19 protein-coding genes and 1 pseudogene are annotated in these 18,783 nt (G+C 67.4%); 12 read left to right on the top strand and 8 right to left on the bottom strand.

Annotated features, from left to right (window positions below):
• Nucleotides 1-72 precede the first annotated feature (72 nt).
• On the top strand, nucleotides 73-801 hold the full coding sequence (locus OHS59_RS01960) for a dioxygenase family protein (RefSeq protein WP_328491625.1): 729 nt from the start codon (nucleotides 73-75) through the stop codon (nucleotides 799-801).
• A gap of 15 nt (nucleotides 802-816) precedes the next feature.
• Nucleotides 817-1,680, top strand: a complete 864-nt coding sequence (locus OHS59_RS01955) for an SDR family NAD(P)-dependent oxidoreductase (RefSeq protein ID WP_328491624.1) — start codon at nucleotides 817-819, stop codon at nucleotides 1,678-1,680.
• A gap of 61 nt (nucleotides 1,681-1,741) precedes the next feature.
• On the opposite strand, the gene OHS59_RS01950 is transcribed toward OHS59_RS01955, so the two are convergent.
• On the bottom strand, nucleotides 1,742-2,209 hold the full coding sequence (locus OHS59_RS01950; protein ID WP_328491623.1) for a hypothetical protein: 468 nt from the start codon (nucleotides 2,207-2,209) through the stop codon (nucleotides 1,742-1,744).
• Between the two features lie 215 nt (nucleotides 2,210-2,424).
• The gene (locus OHS59_RS01945) at nucleotides 2,425-2,934 is read right to left on the bottom strand and encodes a MarR family winged helix-turn-helix transcriptional regulator (protein ID WP_328491622.1); all 510 of its coding nucleotides are present in this window, start codon (nucleotides 2,932-2,934) and stop codon (nucleotides 2,425-2,427) included.
• A 128-nt stretch (nucleotides 2,935-3,062) separates the two neighbouring features.
• On the opposite strand from OHS59_RS01945, the gene OHS59_RS01940 reads away from it, so the two are divergent.
• Nucleotides 3,063-3,488: a Rid family hydrolase gene (locus OHS59_RS01940; RefSeq protein ID WP_328491621.1), complete on the top strand. Its 426-nt coding sequence runs from the start codon at nucleotides 3,063-3,065 to the stop codon at nucleotides 3,486-3,488.
• Nucleotides 3,489-3,672: 184 nt separating this feature from the next.
• Here the strand turns inward: OHS59_RS01940 and OHS59_RS01935 are convergent, their stop codons facing one another.
• Nucleotides 3,673-4,263: a TetR/AcrR family transcriptional regulator gene (locus OHS59_RS01935; RefSeq protein ID WP_328491620.1), complete on the bottom strand. Its 591-nt coding sequence runs from the start codon at nucleotides 4,261-4,263 to the stop codon at nucleotides 3,673-3,675.
• 89 nt (nucleotides 4,264-4,352) lie between these two features.
• Between OHS59_RS01935 and OHS59_RS01930 the strand changes: the two genes are divergently transcribed.
• Complete coding sequence (locus OHS59_RS01930; RefSeq protein ID WP_328491619.1) at nucleotides 4,353-5,297, top strand: alpha/beta fold hydrolase; 945 nt, start codon at nucleotides 4,353-4,355, stop codon at nucleotides 5,295-5,297.
• Between the two features lie 92 nt (nucleotides 5,298-5,389).
• On the opposite strand, the gene OHS59_RS01925 is transcribed toward OHS59_RS01930, so the two are convergent.
• Nucleotides 5,390-6,757 (bottom strand): glycosyltransferase family 39 protein, encoded by a 1,368-nt coding sequence (locus tag OHS59_RS01925; RefSeq protein ID WP_328491618.1) that lies wholly within the window; start codon nucleotides 6,755-6,757, stop codon nucleotides 5,390-5,392.
• Between the two features lie 311 nt (nucleotides 6,758-7,068).
• Between OHS59_RS01925 and OHS59_RS01920 the strand changes: the two genes are divergently transcribed.
• Both OHS59_RS01920 and OHS59_RS01915 read left to right on the top strand, forming a co-directional pair.
• Complete coding sequence (locus OHS59_RS01920) at nucleotides 7,069-7,749, top strand: response regulator transcription factor (RefSeq protein WP_328491617.1); 681 nt, start codon at nucleotides 7,069-7,071, stop codon at nucleotides 7,747-7,749.
• On the top strand, nucleotides 7,736-9,199 hold the full coding sequence (locus OHS59_RS01915) for a sensor histidine kinase (RefSeq protein WP_328491616.1): 1,464 nt from the start codon (nucleotides 7,736-7,738) through the stop codon (nucleotides 9,197-9,199). Before OHS59_RS01920 ends, OHS59_RS01915 begins: the two co-directional genes overlap by 14 nt.
• Nucleotides 9,200-9,386: 187 nt before the next feature.
• Here OHS59_RS01915 and OHS59_RS01910 read toward each other — a convergent pair whose 3' ends face one another.
• The 4 genes and pseudogenes from OHS59_RS01910 to OHS59_RS01895 form a co-directional block, all read right to left on the bottom strand.
• Complete coding sequence (locus OHS59_RS01910; RefSeq protein WP_328499013.1) at nucleotides 9,387-9,749, bottom strand: cadmium resistance transporter; 363 nt, start codon at nucleotides 9,747-9,749, stop codon at nucleotides 9,387-9,389.
• A gap of 90 nt (nucleotides 9,750-9,839) precedes the next feature.
• Nucleotides 9,840-10,487, bottom strand: a complete 648-nt coding sequence (locus tag OHS59_RS01905; RefSeq protein WP_328491615.1) for a dihydrofolate reductase family protein — start codon at nucleotides 10,485-10,487, stop codon at nucleotides 9,840-9,842.
• Between the two features lie 502 nt (nucleotides 10,488-10,989).
• Nucleotides 10,990-11,766, bottom strand: a complete 777-nt coding sequence (locus OHS59_RS01900; RefSeq protein WP_443061370.1) for a polysaccharide lyase family 7 protein — start codon at nucleotides 11,764-11,766, stop codon at nucleotides 10,990-10,992.
• A gap of 36 nt (nucleotides 11,767-11,802) precedes the next feature.
• Nucleotides 11,803-12,666, bottom strand: a pseudogene (locus tag OHS59_RS01895) (chitinase); the annotation flags it as partial.
• A 1,018-nt stretch (nucleotides 12,667-13,684) separates the two neighbouring features.
• Between OHS59_RS01895 and OHS59_RS01890 the strand changes: the two are divergent.
• The 6 genes from OHS59_RS01890 (at nucleotide 13,685) to OHS59_RS01865 (ending at nucleotide 18,344) form a co-directional block, all read left to right on the top strand.
• A complete protein-coding gene (locus tag OHS59_RS01890; RefSeq protein ID WP_328491614.1) occupies nucleotides 13,685-14,260 on the top strand; it encodes a hypothetical protein in 576 nt (191 codons plus the stop codon).
• Nucleotides 14,261-14,481: 221 nt separating this feature from the next.
• A complete protein-coding gene (locus tag OHS59_RS01885; RefSeq protein ID WP_328491613.1) occupies nucleotides 14,482-14,877 on the top strand; it encodes a hypothetical protein in 396 nt (131 codons plus the stop codon).
• Nucleotides 14,878-14,978: 101 nt separating this feature from the next.
• Nucleotides 14,979-15,635 (top strand): hypothetical protein, encoded by a 657-nt coding sequence (locus tag OHS59_RS01880; protein ID WP_328491612.1) that lies wholly within the window; start codon nucleotides 14,979-14,981, stop codon nucleotides 15,633-15,635.
• A 629-nt stretch (nucleotides 15,636-16,264) separates the two neighbouring features.
• Nucleotides 16,265-16,717 carry a hypothetical protein gene (locus OHS59_RS01875; protein WP_328491611.1) on the top strand — a complete coding sequence of 151 codons (453 nt, stop codon included), beginning with the start codon at nucleotides 16,265-16,267 and terminating at the stop codon, nucleotides 16,715-16,717.
• Between the two features lie 55 nt (nucleotides 16,718-16,772).
• Nucleotides 16,773-17,888 carry a hypothetical protein gene (locus OHS59_RS01870; protein ID WP_443061369.1) on the top strand — a complete coding sequence of 372 codons (1,116 nt, stop codon included), beginning with the start codon at nucleotides 16,773-16,775 and terminating at the stop codon, nucleotides 17,886-17,888.
• A gap of 81 nt (nucleotides 17,889-17,969) precedes the next feature.
• Nucleotides 17,970-18,344: a hypothetical protein gene (locus OHS59_RS01865; protein WP_328491610.1), complete on the top strand. Its 375-nt coding sequence runs from the start codon at nucleotides 17,970-17,972 to the stop codon at nucleotides 18,342-18,344.
• Nucleotides 18,345-18,783: the final 439 nt, after the last annotated feature.

Below are 18,783 nucleotides of genomic sequence, written 5' to 3'. Positions count from 1 at the left end.
CCAAGCTTTAGTCAGCAGGATGACGGAGCAATGCTTGGAGCGTCCAAGCAATACATGTGTGGAGGGACGGTCATGAACGTGACCGGGGAACGGCCGCGGACGATGCGCGACCGAGTGCGTCGACGGGTCCTGACCGCCGTACTGGGCCGGATCGACAACCAGGCGTACATGCGGCACGCGACCACCATCGACGCCCACCGGAGCACCGCGAACTCGGGCAACGGGCCGTACTACGTAAGCGGCTCACCGCACCGGCGTGACATCCGGGAAGGCCTCGACGGCGCCCCACTGCTGCTGCGCATCCGTGCCGTCGAGGTGGGCACGCTGGCGCCGCTGCCGGACGCGACCGTCGAGGTCTGGCACTGCGACGCGCACGGGGTCTACTCGGGCTACCAGCGCTACGGCGCGGACAAGTTCCCCGCCCTCGTGTCGTTGACGCTGCGCCGGTTCCGGCCGACGGACAGTGCGACCTTCCTGCGGGGCGAGCAGACCACCGACGGGAACGGTCAGGCCGAGTTCCAGACCATCGTGCCCGGCTGGTACACCCCACGCACCGTCCACATCCATGTCCGGGTCAGCCGTGCCGACAAGCCCCTGCTGACGACCGAGCTGTACTTCTCCGACGACTTCGCCGCGCACATACAGTCGCTGCCGCCCTACGCCGACCGCGGGCGCAGCCCGTTCGTCAACACCAACGATGTCGAGATCCGGCTGGCCAAGGGCTCGCCCGGAAGCTGGCCGACCGTACGGCCGACCGCGGACGGCCACCAGGCCGACGTCACCCTGCAAGTCCGTACCTGAACGAGGAGCACTGCCGTGAACACCCCAACTGCCGTCATCACAGGCGCGGCCGGCGGCCTCGGACAGGCCACGGCCCGACAACTGCTGGCCGCCGGATTCGATGTCGTGGCCGTGACCCGCGATGCGTCCAGCGCGCAGACAACTCTGCACACGCTGGCGGCACATGCGCCGGAGCGCACCGTCCACGCCCTGCACGCGGACCTCATGGACCGCGCCGCCATCCGAGCGCTCGTCACTCGACTGCGCGGCACCGTCGCCCAGGTCGACGTACTCGTCAACAACGCGGGCGCGGCCTTCTCGCGCTACGCGGAGACCGCCGAGGGCGTGGAGCGCACCCACGCGCTGAACCACCTGGCGCCGTTCCAGCTGACCCATCTGCTGCTCGCCGACGCGCTGTTCGCACCCGAGGCCCGCGTCATCAACATCTCCAGCGACCTCGTGACCCGCGGACGCATCGATACCGACGCCCCTGACGTCACCGGAGTCTCCTGGCGCGACCATTTCTCGCAGATCGCCGTGTACGGCACGGCCAAGCTCGCCGGCGTGCTCGCGACCGCCGCGCTCGCGACCAGGCTGCCCGCTGGAATGCACGCCTACAGCGCCAACCCCGGCGTCGTCAGAACGGCGTTCAACAGCAAGTCCGGCGGACTGCTGAAGGCCGCGTCACTGGTCGGCGTGTTCGCCCAGACGCCGGAGAAGGCGGCCGGCACCCCGGTCCTCCTCGCCTCGGCCCCTACACCTCCGGCTCCGAACGGCGGATTCTTCGCCAAGAAGGCAGCCGCGACCAGACCCGGACCGGCGCGGGACGCGGCGCTGGCGTCGAGAGTCTACGAACACACGGCACGCACCCTGGATCTCGTCCCCCTGCCGACGAGTTGAGCGGACCCGCGCCTCGTCCGCGAGCAGGAGCAGCCGCGGACGGGGTGTGCGACGGGCTGGATCAGGCGATGATCCCGAGCCTGTACCTGCTGGAGCCGTTGTCGAAGTACTTGTCGAGGGTCTCCTCGGTGAGGATGTAGATGATGCCCATGAAGTCGTTGGGATTGAGGGCGCCATCGTCATCCCAGAGCCTGAGTGTCTCGCCGACCGCGACACACTTGTCCACCTCGGCCCGCGCCCCCTCGACCATCGGAATGTAGGACGCGGTCACCGGCCAGATCTTCGCGCCGGCGTCGTTCACGATGTACACCTCGTCGGCCTCGCCTTCTTCGAGGACGTCGATGGCCCTGATGCCGTCGAGGAACACCTGCCCCGTACCGCATTCCAGAGCCGCGGCCTGGTCGGAGGCCGTGTCCCGGGCTACCGCGGTCGAGGCCGCGGCGCCGGCGCCCAACGGCAGCGCGCCGGCAGCAAGCACGGTCGCCGCCAGGATCGCTGCCCGGCGGCGGTATGTCCTCACCATGTTCATGTGCTCTCTCCTCCCGAACAGGCCGCAACGTGACTGTCGCGGCCGGAACATCCCCTCCAGGTGTAGAGACCCCGCCGTTGTTCGCGTTCGGGGTACGGGCGCCGAACAAACAATTCCCGAACAACGCGACGGCGCCCCGCGGTTCATGCCGTGCTGTCGCATGCTGACTCTCATATCGGCGCCTACTCGTCTCGGATCGTCGTGTGGGACGGCTGTCAGCCGAAGTCGTCGGGGACGATGCGGAGTTTTTGTGCGATGCGGGCGAGCGCCTTCAGGTCGGTGGTATTGAGCGAGTCGAGGACCATGCGGCGTACGGCGCGCAGGTGTGTGGGCGCTGCCTGGTGCACGATGTCGAAGCCTGCGTCGGTGAGTTCGGCGAGGGTGTAGCGGCCGTCGGCCGGGTCAGGTGTCCGTACGACCCAGCCGCGCTGTTCGCAGCGTTTGGTGACGTTGGACAGGCGGGAGAGCGACCCGCTGGCGAGGAAGGCGAGTTCTCCCATCCGCAGCCTGCGCTGCGGGGCCTCGGAGAGGTGACTGAGCACGAGGTACTCGAACAGAGTGAGGCCGTGTTCCTGCCGCAGCGGCGACTCCAGCTTGCCCGGCAGCAGCAGGACAAGGGAGATCATCCCCGTCCACGCCGCCTTCTCCTGCTCGTCGAGCCATCGCAGCTCCTCGTCGTCCTCGTGTTCGCCGGTCCCGCTCAAGGGCTCTCCCGTGCTGGTCATGGATCTTCCCGCCTCTCCGCCGAAGTCCGCCATTACTTTACGCTTGAAGTCGTTGCGTGTTAGTTTCACTTTACGCGTGAACTCATCGGTGAGGAGACGCACCCCTGTGCACTGGAAGAGGGAGCATCATGAGCACCGTCACCTTCGGCATCACTCCGGGCTACGGCGAGAAGCTGCACGAGGCTCTCGGCTACAGCGCGGCCGTCCGCGTCGGCGACCGGGTCGAGACCTCCGGTCAGGCCGGGGTGGATGACGACCTGGTCATCCCCGACTCGCTGGAGGAAGAGATCATCCAGGCTTTCGACAACGTGGAGCGCACGCTCGCCACGGTCGGCGCGACCTGGAAGGACGTCATCCACGTCAACTCGTACCACAAGGTCGCACCGGGAGATGACGCCATCGGCGACGACCACAACACGGTCATGGCCGAGCAGTTCCGCCGCCGCCTCGACGGCCGCGCGCCGATCTGGACCGAGACGGGCGTCACGGTTCTCGGCCTGGCCGCCATGCGCGTGGAGATCCGCGTCACCGCGATCGTCGGCTCCGGGAACTGAACCATCACCTCCAGCCCCGCTGTTTCGACTGGGGCGATGAGGTGCCGTTGATCGTCAGCCGTCCTGTGGGCGGGGTGTTTTCACTGCTCGGGCGGACGGGACGGGACGAGGCGGTGCGGTGCGGTGAGGCGGTGGGGAGCCATGGGGAGCCTCACGGTCACCGTACCCAGGCGAAACGGCGAGGCTAGCTCCGGGCACGCAAGGCGTGCGAGAGCGTGCTCATGCTGATGTCGATGACCGTGCGGAGCTGCTGCTGGCTCGCCCTGGTCCTGCTCATCACGGCCAGCGACTGGTTGACGGCCGTCAGGTGAACCGCGAAGTCGTCGGCATCGCCTTCGGTCAACTGCGCGGCGTTCAGGGCGGTCCGCAGCCGCGCATGCTGAAAGCCCAGAGCTTCCGTCGCGCGTGCGGCGATGGCGGGGCTGAGCACCGGTGCCGCCATCGCGGTCTGGGCGATCAGGCATCCATCAGGTACGTCAGGGTCGGCGATGCGCTGCAGGGTGACCTCGAAGAACGCCCGTACCGCCTGCAGCGGTTCCTCGGACGCGCAGGAAAGCGCCTGGTCGTACCTGTTTCCGTACCGCGCGGCGTAGCGGTCCAGGCAGCGCAGGTAGAGCGCGTCCTTGTCGCCGAACGAGGAGTAGATGGAACTGCGGTTCAGTCCGGTCGTCCTGGAGAGGTCGTCGAGGGACGTGTCGGCGTATCCGGCCCGCCAGAACTGGACCATCGCCGCGTCGAGCGCGATGTCCACGTCGAACTGCTTCTTCCCGGCCATCACGCATGCACCTCGTTCTCGGACCAGCCGTTGTGGCACCGCCCATCCTATCTTGAACCAACCAGTTCAAGATGCAGTACGCTCAGGACATGACCGACGACGCCGTAGCCCCGAACCGCTTCCGCGACCGGAACCCGGTGCCCGGGTTGCCGCTGTACGACCTTGCGGGTTTCACTCACCGCTGGGTCGACGCCGAAGGAATCCGACTGCACGCCGTGGAAGGCGGTCGGCCGGACGGTCCCGCCGTCGTCCTGCTCGCCGGATTTCCGCAGACCTGGTGGGCTTGGCGAAAGGTGATGCCGGGCCTTGCCGAGCGATTCCACGTGATCGCGATCGACCTGCCGGGGCAGGGCCATTCCGACCGCCCTCGAAGGGGCTACGACACACACACCGTCGCTTCGCGTGTCCAGGCCGCGCTGACCGCGCTCAACGTGCCGAAGTACTGGGTCGTCGCCCATGACATCGGGGCCTGGGTCGCCTTCTCGCTGGCCCTGAAGTACGAGGAGCGCCTGCACGGTGTCGCTCTGCTGGACGCCGGCATTCCCGGAATCACCCTCCCGGACTCCATCCCGACGGATCCCGACCGGGCCTGGAAGACCTGGCACTTCGCCTTCCACCTGGTGTCCGAACTGCCCGAGACGCTGCTCACCGGCCGCGAGCGCGACTACGTCGACTGGTTCTTGAAGGCCAAGACGCTGTCCCCGGACACCTTCGACAGCGTCGAGATCGACCACTACGCCGCCGCCCTCGCGGCCGAGGGAGGTCTTTCGGCGTCACTCGCCTACTACCGCGACGCCGCGGAATCAGCGCGCAAGAATCATGACGCCCTCGAACGAGGACACTTGACCGTTCCGGTCCTGGGAATCTCCAGCTCCCATGGCTCGATCCCCGACATGGCCGCCTCCCTCGGCCCGTGGGCGGAGAACGCGACCGGCGTCTTGATCGCACAGGCCGGACACTTCATTCCCGACGAGCAGCCCGAGGCAACCGTGGACGCGTTGACCGCGTTCATCGATCACGAGTGCGCCGAGTAGTTCGCGACGTGCTGGTCGGGCCGGTGACGTCGGCGAGACCAGCCAGCGGTTGTGCCTCGGCATGACCCACCACTCCTGCCCGCCGTCAGCTCCTACGACCCCACGCGTTCAGCCGCGGCAGCCGCTGTGCGGGCCTCGTAAATAGTGACTTGAGCCCCGTCGATTCGTATGGTGGCTTCCTTGGTGAAATACTCTGCCAGCACCCTCTTCTTCACCACCTCGGTCCCGTTGCTTTCGGCGCGAACGCCTTTCGGTTCCGCCACTACGAGAATTCGTGCGCTGTTGCGCATGCGTGCGCGAATCTGGGCGGAAGGAAGTTCGGTCCCGTAAAGGTCGTGCGATGCTGCCGGAGTGAGCTCCTGGGCAAGGTCGGACATCCCTTTGTTCACCGATGGGTAGGCCAGCGACCATGCGCGCCTCTTCACGGACAGGTAGAGAATCCCGTCGCCAGGAGCGTATTCCCTGGACAAAACTATGGCCAGATCGGTGACGTTGTCCGATCGGCTTTCCGGCGTTCGCAGCTTAAAGGACTCGGGTACGAGCAGGGTGATCGCCAGCACGACAGCAACCGTTGCGGTTGCTCGCAGACCGATTCCTAGTGCCAGCATGCGATCAAGTACCGCCCCCAGAAGGAGCGCAAGGCCGACGAGTCCGTAGAGCACGTACCTCTCCACATAGAAATGCTGGTAGAGAGAAACCAGCATGAGGAGTGCGGTGGGGACCACGAACAGGGGCAGGGCGATCGCCCGTAGGCTGAAAGGCGCTTCCGGGGAAACTTTTCCGACGCTCCCCGGTGAAGCGAAGCAGGACAGCGCGATCGCGAAAAGAGCCAGTAGCGCGAAGCGCTGGTATTCGCCGCCGGTGACACCGTCGATCCACGCGACCTGCCCGGATTGCGACATGCCCAGAGCCGCAAGGGGCGCGACTCCCGCCGCGACCAAAAGCGCGGTGTACACCCAAGGGCGCCGCGCATGAGCCGGCAGGGCGAACGCGTGTGCCACCAGGGCGAGGGCGGCAAACTGATGCAGAATGCACGCCATCAGCATGAGGGTGCCGTAGGCGATCCACGGCACCACCGAACTTCTACGCCCGGTGATCACCGGGACTCGGCAGCCGAGTACCGCACTCACAAGAAAATACATGGCCCAGACCACAAGAGCGCAGACCAATGAGTACGAGCGGCCCTCCTGCGAATATCTTTGAACATCCGGGAGCAGAGCGAAGGAAAGGCCTGCCAGTATGCCGGCTCGCGTCCCCGACAATCGGACCCCGAGCGCCGTGACTCCTGCCGCCGCCAGCGCACCGGCGAGAACAGAGGGGAGGCGCAGCACCAGGAGGTCAGTCCCGAAGAGGCCGAACACCGCATGCATGAGAAGGTAATACGCTCCATGCACGGCGTCTATGTTGCCCAGCGTCTGCCACAGGTCCGGCAGGCTGCGGGAAGCCAGATCGAGAGTCACCGCCTCGTCATGCCACAAGGTTCCATCTCTGCGAATCCTCCATACGCCGAGGAGGGTGGCCAGTAGAACGGGCAGGAGCAGAGGAGCGAGGAATCCTCGACGTGAGAGCAAGGAAACTCTTGGAGAGCGTCCCTGAGGAGCAGTCTCCGTATCATCGATGATTTCGAGCTCGTCAAGGGACATCGGCGGCAGGGCCCTTCAGCAGTGGCGAAGACGTTCCGCCAGCGTGCCCGGACCTCGTTGACCGGTTGCTGACCCAACCTGACCGGCCGATCAGGAAGGCGGCCCGACGCTGTGCGAGGCTGCACCCCATGCGCATCCTGGTGGTCGAAGACGAGGTGGACCTTGCCCACACCCTGCACACCGGTCTGACCGCAGAGGGCTACAGCGTCGACCTCGCCCATGACGGCCGGCAGGGACTGTGGATGGCCCGTACCGGCGAATACGCCCTTGTCGTACTGGACTTGATGCTGCCCGGACTCAACGGCTACAAGGTCTGCGCCCAGTTGCGCAGGGAGGGCAACGCGACCCCCATCCTGGTACTCACCGCCAAGGACGGGGACTGGGACCAGGCGGAGGCACTGGACACGGGGGCCGATGACTACCTGGCCAAACCCTTCTCCTACATGGTGCTCGTCGCACGGCTGCGGGCCCTGGTCAGACGAGCCGCCGCGGTCGCCCCGCCCGTCCTCGCCGTGGGCGACCTCTCGCTGGATGTCGCCGGCCGGGTCTGCCGCCGGGCCGGAGCCCGAGTGGAACTCACACCCCGGGAGTTCGCGGTGCTGGAACTGCTGGCCCGCCGGGCGGGCCAGGCGGTCTCCAAATCTGATCTGCTCTACCACGCGTGGCCCGACGAAGCGGAGGATCCCAACCTGGTGGAGGCGCGTGTCAGCGCCCTCCGCAAGAAGGTGGACGCGGCGTTCCACCGGCAGTCCCTGCAGACCGTACGGGGTACCGGCTACCGACTGGTGGACGACCGTGAACGCGACTGAGTCACGACGCCGCTGGTGGTGGCCGCGTTCGGTACGAGCCGTCGCGGCCCTGGCCGCCGCCTCGACCGCCGCCGTCATCCTGGCCGGCATCGGCTGGTGGATCCACCGTGACGTCCACCGCCAGAACACGCAGATCGCCCAAGAACAAGCCCTGGACCAACTCGGGACTCTCGTCGACCAGTTGAAGGAAGGTGTGGTTCCCCCTCGCAGGAGCGCCGTACCGTACGAGGTCGTCGCCACCGGCCGGCGCACCGCTGTCGCCTACGGCGGAGGCATGGACGACTTCGATCCCGGCACCCACCACGTGATGCCCACTCCGGTCGGACAAGGGGCGCCCAATTTCGTGCGCCTGCCCGTGAACCGCGACTACAACTCCGGACTCAGAGGCGATGTGGCCGGCGGGACACATCGAGTCATGTCGGCCGATATCAAGGCCGATGAACTGAGCAGCGACAAGATCGCCGCTCTGGGCGTCGCCGCCGATGCCAAGCTGCGGGTCTATGTGGTGGTGCTCCCGTACACGGCCGACGAAAACACCAAGATCACGGACGGCGTGCTGCTGCGGGCCGGGCTCGTCGGCCTCGTACTGATCGCCGCCGCCGTCTACTTCGCCGTCCGCACCGCGCTGCGACCGGTCGAAGCCATCCGTGTCCTCACCGCCTCGGTCACCGCGAGCGACCCTCGCGAACGTGTCACCGTACCCGCCGCAGGACACGAGATCACCGCCCTGGCCACCACCATCAACACCACCCTCCAACGTCTCGACAGCGCCGCCACCCGGCAACGCCGCTTCGTCGCGGACGCCGCCCACGAACTACGCAGTCCCCTCACCACACTGCTGGCCAGCCTGGAAGTCGCGCTCGCCTACCCGGAACGCACCGACTGGCCCACCGCGGTCACCACCGCCGCACGACAGACCCGCCGCCTCCAGGCCCTCGCCGAGGACCTGCTGCTCCTCGCCCGCCTCGACACCCGCAGCCCCACAGCCGAGCCCGAAACCGTCGACGTGACAGCCCTCGCCTCCCGGCTGGCCGAGCAATACCCCCTCACCGAAAGGCCGTTGACCCTCACCTGCGACAGCACCGCCCCCGCACACGCACACGGAGACCCCGAGGAATACGAAAGGCTGCTGCGCAACCTCGTCGACAACGCCGCCCGCCACGCCGCTCACCGCATTCAGATCACCATCCGGAACCAGGACGACTGGGTCGTCCTCACGGTGCACGACGACGGACCTGGTGTGCCCACCGAGGACGCCGAGCGCATCTTCGAACGCTTCGTCCGGCTCGACGACGCCCGTTCCCGCGACCAGGGCGGCACCGGCCTGGGCCTGGCCATCGCCCGTGACCTGGCCCACCGCCACCGAGGCACCCTCACACTCACCCCCCGGACCCTCGGGGCATGCTTCCAGCTACGCCTTCCCCGAGCCTCCACTCCAGCCGAGAAATGACGCGCCTCCGCACATGACGCACCTTCGCACCTGACGCACTTCTGCACATGACGCACCTCCGCACGTGAGGCGCGCGGCACGACGTGTGCCCGGGAGCATGTGTTGTATGTCCCGAGCGGCGGCGTGAGCGGAGGAACACCACTGCTGCACGTGCCTGGCCTCGGTCGTCTCTCAGGCGAGGGAGGCGTCACAGGCCGAAGGCGCCGCCCTGGACGAGGATGAGCAGGCCGATCGCGATCAGGACCACGGGGAGCAGGATGTGGCCCCAGCGGGCGAGTGCCTCGGCGATGACGGGTCGGGTGGCGAAGAACCGGCCGGCGAAGCACCACACTGCCACCAGCAGCAGGAACACCACGGCGTACACGCTCATCCCACCGACGCCGGCGGTGGCGAAGACGGGCACGTAGACGCCGATGTTGTCGCCGCCGTTGGCGAAGGTGACCGCCGCGACCTCCAGCGGGCTCGGTCCGCCCTCCTTGGCTTGCGTCTCCTCCTCGTCCTCGCCGTTACGGTGGTCCTGCCACGCCTGCCAGGCGGCCTTGAGGCCCAGTGCGAGCTGCTACAGATCCCGCAGGACGCTACAGGGAGCCCTTACCGACTCCCGTCACCCGTGCCGAGGTTCCCGGGCTGCCTCTCCTGCCTACTTGCGCCAGAAGAGGTGGTGGGTGACGCCGCTGGGGCTGGGCACGACTTCCAGGTGGAAGCGGTCCCGCAGTTGGTCGGGGGATTCCCACAGGCGTAGTCCGGAGCCGAGTTTCACCGGTGCGACGGCCACGTGCAGGGTGTCGACGAGGTCGGCGTCGAGGAACTCCCGGACGGTGCTCACGCCGCCGCCGAGCCGGACGTCCTTGCCCTGCGCGGCCTCCTGTGCCTGGGCGAGGACGGTGGCCGGGTCAGCGTCCACGAAATGGAACGTGGTGTCGGAGAGCGTGATGGATGGACGCGGGTGGTGGGTCAGGACGAACACCGGCGTGTGGAAGGGCGGCTCGTCACCCCACCAGCCGCACCACTCATGGTTCTGCCAGGGGCCGCGCTGGGGTCCGAACTTGTTGCGGCCCATGATCTCGGCGCCGATGTTGTGACTGAAATCCCGGGTGAAGTAGTCGTCCAGGCCCCGGCTTCCCCCGGGCTCGGTGCGGTTGGGCCAGCTCGCCGTGGCGCCGGCCCAGGCGAAGAGCTTGCCCGGATCGATGTGATGGCCGAAAGGCCGCTCCAGGCTCTGGTCCTCGCCGGCGGCGACACCGTCGCTGGAGATGCTGAAATTCTGTACGCGCAGCAGCTGTGCCATGTCTTCCCTCATCAGGTCCTGTCGCATCCTCTGGTGATGCGTCCTACATCACGACGTCGAACGACAGAGGGCTGGATCGACAGTGGCGCCCATATTCTTCCCGAGCGTGCCCCGCGTGGCCGCTTACGGGGGCCACCGGCTCGCCGGTCAGGGAACGTGGCGATCCAGGCCGACGCCGAGGGCCGGATCGAGTGGAGCACAGTGGGCGCCCGCGGACGGGCCCCACGCAGCGCCGCGTGTGCACCCCGTGGTTTCCCGCCAAGACGAGGTCCCGAGCCTCCGTTGTCGCCCATGGGGATCCTCTGTCAGGAAGGTGTGGAGACCGATCACACTCCTGGGGGTGTTTCCGTGTCGTACTCCGGCGTTCGGGAGGAGTGGCGCCGTGCCCGGCGCCGTGACCTGGTGAGGAGTTGGTGAGACGACGGGGACAGCGGCCGTCCCGGGTGCCCCACAGCTGAGTTGACCGGGGTGCGCACCATGGCAGGGGTGCGCACCCCCAGGCTCAACTGTGCGAGACCGTCAGGCCGTAGAAGGCGACACGGGCCCCCTTGGTGGTGCTGTCCGATGAGGACTGGTTGTAGGAACCGGCCTTGAAGTACTGCTTGTACGGGTCGAACGAGGTCGGGATCGTGTAATGCGTGGTGCTTCCGTTGACGGTCAGGTCGATCGTCCGGCCGCCGGAGACGGCTATGGAGTACGTCCAGGTCTTGCCGAGCGAGACGTGGCCGACGGTGTGCGGGGTCTGGCCGCCGGCGGGTGAGTTCTCGATACCGGCCACGATGTCGCCGTTAGCGCGGTAGTACAGCTCGATGAGCGGCTTGGTGGAGGACCCTCCGGAGCCGAGGTGGATCTGGCCCACGCACACGTTGGAGGTCACCGACACCACACGCAGGGTCGCGTTCATACGGTGACTGCCGCTGAGCGACCAGTCGGCGGCGCCGCCGTTGCGGTTCATCTCCCGCAGTTCGGAGCGGGCGTACTTGGAGTTGGGAGTGGTGACGCCCTTCTCGGGCGCCCAGAAGGTCATCGCTCCGTCCCGGGTGTCGGTGTAGAAGTACGAGTCCTGGAAGCCGTTTGCTCCCTGGAGCCGGGACGAGGAGATGGTGGTCGGTGAGCCGGGCGAGCCGACCGGCTCCTGCAACTGCCATACGGAGAGGTCGAAGTTGCCGCCCGGAGCCTTGTTCGGGTCGGCCGCGGCGGCGCTGCCGGTGCTCAGGACGGCGATCGTACCGACGAGGCCCGCGACGGTGGCGGTGGCCAGGGCTTTGAAGCGCATCATGTGAGGTCCTTCGGCGACGAGGAGGGACGGTGGGGGTCAGCCCGTGTACTGGGCGAGTACACGGGTGTAGTCCCAGGCGGCCTGGCCGACGCCGGAGCAGCTCTCGGAGTCGCCGCCGGTGCAGGGCCGGTCGCGGTTGGCGGACCAGAAGGTGAGCCGGGCCAGATGGTGCTGCTGGGCGTAGCCGAGGATGGTGCGGAAGTCGGCGACGGTGACCTTCTCGTTCTGGTCGGTGACCCCGTTCATGGAGGAGATGCCCATGGTCCGATAGGCCTGGTCGTCGCTGTAGCCGTACGCCTGCTTCAGTGCGGTCTTCAGACCCTCGGCGGCGCGCAGGGTCAGGGTGCCCATGTTCTGGCTGCCGCCGTCGAAGTCGAAGGGCATGATGGTCCAGCTGTCGGCCGTGAGGCCCGACGTGGCGGCGCGCTTGATCAGGCTGGTGTCGGGGCCGCTCTGGCCGGTGCCGATGGTGATGTGCACCTTCAGGCCCGGGTTGCGGGACTTGACGGTCTTCAGCGCGTCGACGGTGCGCTGCTGCACGGCGGGACTGTCGTACGCGGCGGCCTCGATGTCGATGTCGATGACCTTGAGCGCGTAGGCGTCGATGACCTTCTGGTAGGCGGTGGCGAGTTCGCCCGCGCTGGAGCAGGAGCTCTCCAGCTTGTTGCCGCTGTATCCGCCGAACGACGGGATGGCGTCGCCGCCGCCGTTGCGGATCGTGGTGATGGTGCGCTGGTCGACGCCGCCGGTGAGCGGACGGCTGCCGTCCCACTGCGGGTTGCAGTAGCCGTTGCTGAGGATGAAGGCGAGGGTGAACGACTTCACGCCGGTGGCCTGGGTGATCGTCGTCGGACTGGGCGGGTTGCCCCAGCCGTTGTAGAGGTACGGGGCGACGGCTGGCGAGGTCGCCGCCGGGGCGGCATCGGCGTGCGGGGCGGCGAGGAGACCCGCCGTCAGGGGCAGGGCCGCCAGGGCGAGTCCGGCGCGCAGGGCGTGGGAACGAGTACGGATTCGTACGGTCATGGGGGTGATCGCAGCCTTTCGTCAGAAGCAGACGGTGGGGGAGGCTCGTTCATGTCAGTGAACAATGAGTTCACCTGTGAACATGCGGTGTGCGGAAGAACGTAAAGGTCTGAACCAACGGCGTCAAGAGGTGCGGAGCGGCAGCCGCATCGGCCGCGACTCCGGCCGTGCCACTCGCGAGCTCGCTGAGCCCGCCCGTGGGCCCGCCCGTGAGCCCGACGGTGAACCGGTCCTCGCGCCGGGAAGAGTGCAGCACTGCGTGCCGGGACGGGTACAGCACTGCGCTTCCGGACATGAAAGGAAAGCTCATGTCCCGCTCAGGGTTTTCGCGGAGATCTTGTTCGCTGATGGGACGTGCTGCAAGATCAAGCGACTGCGAACGGGGGCGACATGACCGATGGACCCCGCTCGGTGCGGGCAAGAAGGGCGATGCCCTGATTGTCGCCGTCCTTTGCCGGGGCAAGGGGCAGATCAAGGTCTCCGTGAAGCCGGTGAACGTCGGCTTCCCCCTGAGGTGCGTCGACAGCGAAGAGAGCGCCATCTACAACGAGGTCGGCGTCGCCGGGGTGGAGAAGAAGGGCACAGTCTCGGTCCATGGCCCCTCATCGGTGTGCTGGTCCATGACGGTCGGCCGCGGTGAGTCCGCGGAAGTGGAAGCACCCCGAGCCTTCGGGCGAAACGGAGTAGAGCCGCATAGACAGTTCCGGCCCTTGCCTGCCGGGTCAGAGTTGTCGCACGTTCACCGTCCAGGCGTCCGCAAGTGGGCGGCCGGTTTGAGCTGGAACCCCGGCCATCCACCGATCGTCTCGGAAGCAGTCACTCGGCCGAAGCCATGCCGTGCCTGATTGCGGCGAAAGCGTCGCCGGTCCGGGATGGTCATGTCTACGCTGGCGGCATGACTCTGGTGTGGGTGACGGGCAACTCGGGCACTGGAAAATCCACGGTCGGCGGGGTGTTGAGAGCCCGCGGCTACGTCGCGCTCGACGCCGACGACGACGGTTTCAGTCGCTGGATCGACCGGGCCACGGGCGAGGTCGTGGTGGATCCTCCGGATCCGGTTCCCGGGGGCTGGCTCGATCGATACGGGTGGGCGATCGTGCGCGAGCGCGTTGAGGCCCTTGCCGAGGAGTCACGTTCCCGGATCGCGTTCTTGTGCGGGTCGGCGGAGAACGAGGCAGACGTCCTCGATCTCTTCGACATGACTGTGTGCCTGTTGATCGACGAAGACACCCTCCGCCACCGGCTCGCGACCCGCACCACGAACACTTTCGGCCGCCATCCCGAAGAGCTCGCGGCGGCCCTGAAGTGGAATCCTCTGATGCGGTCGCTCTATGAAGGCCGTGGGGCGACGGTCGTCGACGCGTCCAGGCCGCTGCCCGAGGTGGTGGGCAGCGTGATCGACGCGGTTCAGGAGCTGACGGCGGCCGCCCGAGCTTGTTCAACGGACCGTGACGGTCAGGGTTTCGCGTAGGCCGGGCCGCGCTGCGAGCGTCCGATGCCGAAAGGCGCGACATTTACCGAATCGGCGATCAGCACCCCCAGGGTGCGGCGCCGTTCGCATGCTCACGAGGTACACAGCGTTTGCCTGGAGGGGGAAACGGCTGGGCGGCGGCCGATCTGTCCGTCGCAGGCCCCGTCTGGGATGCTGAAGGCCAGGCTCGACAGGGGGGGCGGACGGTGTACACGGAACCGATGGCGCGAGCCGTTGTGGAACCAACAGTGCTCAAGCTGTTACGGCAGTATCCCCGTGGCAGGGCGTTCTCCACGACGGTCACATTCGGCGGGGACGACTTCAGTATGTGCGCCCACGTACGGGCGCAGTGGGCGGCACCCGGGCAGGTGAAGATCGCACTGGCCTGTTGGGTCGTCAACAAGGACACCGCACGTTATCTCGGTGACAACCCACCTGTCAGGGAGGAGATGCGCCTGCCACCGGAAGGCACAGCGGTATGGGACGAGGAACTGACCAGCCGGGTGATCGGCCACCTCGCAACTCGTATGAACGCTCTTGCCACCGCCCTGCCGACCACCGACGAACACCTCACCATCACCGTGCCTCTACTGCCCGCTGAATCACCCACCAGCTAGTGCGTCGTCCGTGGTGGTGGGCCGGGTCGGTGTGACGATCTCGGTTCCCGAAGTGACCAGTTGGAAAGGGCTGCCCGCTCCCATCGCGATACGGTGCTGGCATGTCACGATCAGGCGAAACCGGATCAGTGTTGTCTCCCGTCACCGCGGACGACATCGACCTTGCCGTACGGCTCGCCGTGGGCGTCCTTCGTGAGGCACCCGCAACGGGGTGGGACGGCAAGGCCGGTTCGCTGGAGTGGGACTGCTGGGAGACCCTCGAACACCTCGCCGACGACCTGTTCTACTACGCCGTCCAACTGGGGCCGCAGAGCCCGCCGTTGGACACCCATGTGCCCATCGCGCTGACCCAGAAGAGGCCGGGCGGACCTTGGAACTTCCTCTTCGCGGACCGCGACGCGGGCCCGGCCGGCCTGCTTCAGGTGCTGGAGGCGAGCGGCGCGCTGCTGGTCGCCATGGTGCGTACGACGTCGCCCCAGGTCCGCGCCCACCACGCCAGCGGGGTGTCGGACCCCGAGGGCTTCGCGGCCATGGGGGTAGTGGAGACACTGGTTCACACGCACGATCTGGCGGAAGGCTTCGGGCTTACCTGGACCCCGCCATCCGCTCTCTGCTCGCGAGTACTCGCCCGTCTGTTCCCTGAAGCCCCGGGCAGCGCGGATCCCTGGCTCACGCTGTTGTGGGCCACCGGGCGCACGGAACTGCCCGGGCACCCTCGTCTCACCACATGGCGCTGGGACAGCACGCCGCGGCCGTAGGCGCGGAGCGACTGCCGCCGCGCTCAGCCTGATGACCGGGCCCGTACGGCGACGAGAGCGCACCGAGCCAACCGTCCCAGCCGACAACCCGGTGGACCTGATCCGTAGTTGAGGGCGTTTCGGTGGAGCGGAAGCTTCAAGGACCCGGCGCTGACTCCGGGGCTCGTGCACGCGATCGAACATGATCCGCTCTGGCTGGCGGGAGACGCCGGCGCGCCGCCGGGCGCCCCAGAGATCGTGTTCGGCGCGCTGATGGGCACGACACGGGCCATGATCCTTCGGACCACCGCCAACAGCTGTACGACCACGGATCTGGCCAAGCCGCTCAGGCGTCTCCTCGGTCAGTGCGAGCCACCACGCCGGGATCCTCCGCGAGGCACGACTGCTCGACTTCCGGCGCCGACGAGTGGCGGTGCGGTCATTCACCACGTCACGCCGTTGGGCGCCGCCGCGGCTGCCCGGAAAGGGCTGAGCGGGCTCCGTAGCCAGCGACCTGCACATCGAATCTCTCCGCGAGGGCCTTTCGATATACGTCGAACAGATTGCTCCGAGAGCGCGATCCGGGCGACGCTCCTCCCCGCAGGCTCGGCACACACGGCCGAGTCACCACTCGGGACGGGAAGACCACCATGCGCACCTCACCTTCACTGCGGTTACTCGGTGCCGCCGCGGCGGCGGGCGGACTGCTGCTCACCACGCCGGGCGCGGCCCACGCGGCCAGCCAGGGCTACGGCTCCTACGCGAACGAGGGCCTCTATCCGGAGTCCACGTCGTGCTCCGGCTCCTACTACTCCCCGGTCGCGAACCGCACCGTCAGCTACGGCGGTCGCACCATCACGCTGAAGTACTTCTACAACGGTGGCTGCGGTTCCTTCGCCCGGATCGAGAACGCCCCCAGCAACTGCTCGGCCTACCTGGACCGTTCGGACGACGGCGGTAGCAGCTGGGTGAACACGTCCGAACCGGTCGAGGCCGGACTCACCTACGCGTACACCAAGATCGGCAACAACCTCAACGGGCGGGTGTCCCGCGCGGCGCTGGTGTGCGACGGCGGCGTCCTCGACCGCACGAACTGGTACTGAGCCCATGCCCCGATGGAGCAGCCCTCGTCTCGTAGCGGCATGGTGTGCAGTGGCCATGGCAGTGATGACGGCCATGCTGAGCCCGACGGCAGTGGCGGCAGCGGACACGGCATCGCCCGCGCCGCGCGCCGCGGCCACCGTCACGGTGCCGGCGGGGGTGACGGCAGGAGTCGCCGTCTTCGACCGGCAGACCGGCACTTTCACCGAGCAACTGAACACGACCATGCAGTTCAGATCGGCCTCCGTGGTCAAACTCCTGATCGCGCTGGACTATCTGTGGAAGCGCGGCCCGGCCTACGAGATCCCCGCCGGCGACCGGGCCCAGTTCAACTCCATGCTCCGCAGCAGCGACGACGACGCGGCCAGTGACTTCTGGGTGCGTAACGGCGGCGGCGCGATCGTCGACCGGATGTCCCGCGAGCTGAAGCTCGACAACACGACCCGGCCACCGGACGGCCAGGACGGTATGTGGGGCTACTCGGCCACGACGGCCGCCGACACCGTGAAGGTCTACCGCTACCTGCTCGACACGGCGCCCGCCACCGTACGCGAACTGATCATGGGCCAGCTGAGGCAGTCCACCCGCTGCTCCACCACCGACCTCTTCGACCAGCACTTCGGTATCGCGGGCGCCTTCGACCGCCCCTGGGCGGTGAAGCAGGGCTGGTCGGGCTTCGGCGACCGCGACGACGGTACGTGTCCCTCCGACACGTCGGCCCGCGGCACCGAGGCGGCTGACGTCGACGTGACGCACCCCGCGCTGCACACGACCGGGACGGTGGGCTCCGGGGACCGCTCCATCGTGGTCGCTTTCACCCTGCACCCCACCGGCACCTCCTACGGCAAGGCCTACACCGACATCGGCAGGCTGACCCGTTCACTGAACGTTCCGGGCGCAGTGCGCCCGACAGGCACGTGGTTCGGCACCTGGAGCTCCGGCGTCAACGTCCGCCCCGGTGCCACGACCGGCAACGACGCGCTCACCCAACTCCCCGCGGGGGTCGAGGTGCTGGTCGGCTGCCAGAAGGAGGGCCAGACCGTCTCGGTCCCCCCGTACACCAACCAGTGGTGGGCCTACCTGCCTCAGTACGGAGGCTATGTCAGCAACATCTACATCAGCAGTCCGGACAATCAACTGCCCGGCGTCCCACTGTGTCGAAGTGAACGGTGACTCCCGGGACCCTCGGACAGCGCCCCTCGGTCCTTCATGCCCGGCGTGAACACATGCCCTGGAAAGAAGAGGAACACCCACGTGCGATTTCGACAGCTGATGGTCGCCGCTGCCGGCATTGCCGCAGCACTCGGCGCAACCGTTGCAGCGCCGTCCGCGTCTGCTGCTGACGGCTGTTGGCAGGACGGTGACGGCATCAGGCACTGGTGCGCGAACGTCTCCGGCGCCGCGGTCTACGGCTCGATAGGCAACAATCACCTGTATCCCAATCCCAACGACGTGGTCGGAACCATGTTTTCGAACCCGAGTTGGTTCTACTGCAAGCTCGACGGACAGGCCTACGTGGGCGGACCCCACCCGACGCGCTGGCTCATGACCGTCGCCGACAACGGGCGTCTGGGCTGGATGAAGGACACCGCCATCTACAGCGAGACGAACCCGGTGCGTGACTGCTAGCCCAGGCAGGGACAGTACGGAAAAGAGCCGGACCGTCCCACGGCGTCTTTCGACTGAGATCGAGAACCGCCGCCGATCGGGTCCATCATGACCACGACGGGCGGGGCTGTGTTCCGGCGGACCGGGTGCACACGACGGGCTCGTTCGATGCCGATCCAAGCACGCACGGCCCGCGGCACTGCTGAGAGCCGGCGGACCGATCCGTAAGTGACTCCGGAAAGTCAGAGCGCCGACAACGGGCTGGGCGGGTCCATCAACTGGCTGGACGTGGCCGCTTGGTAGCGGATCCCGATATCGCGCCGGCGACCCACCACGTACGAAGCGAAGCTCCGGTTGGCGCAGGCGACCGATCAAGTCGCCTGCGCCGGCCGGAGCTTCGACGCATATGTCGTGCGCCCGGAGCCACTCGTTGCGTTGTCCTGCTGTGCAGCAGGTCCCG

Origin of the sequence: Streptomyces sp. NBC_00414, assembly GCF_036038375.1 — a bacterium.
In the GTDB taxonomy this organism is placed as follows: Bacteria; Actinomycetota; Actinomycetes; order Streptomycetales; family Streptomycetaceae; genus Streptomyces.
The sequence above is the reverse complement of the archived record's forward strand: the minus strand, read 5'-3'. Positions and strand labels throughout refer to the sequence as shown.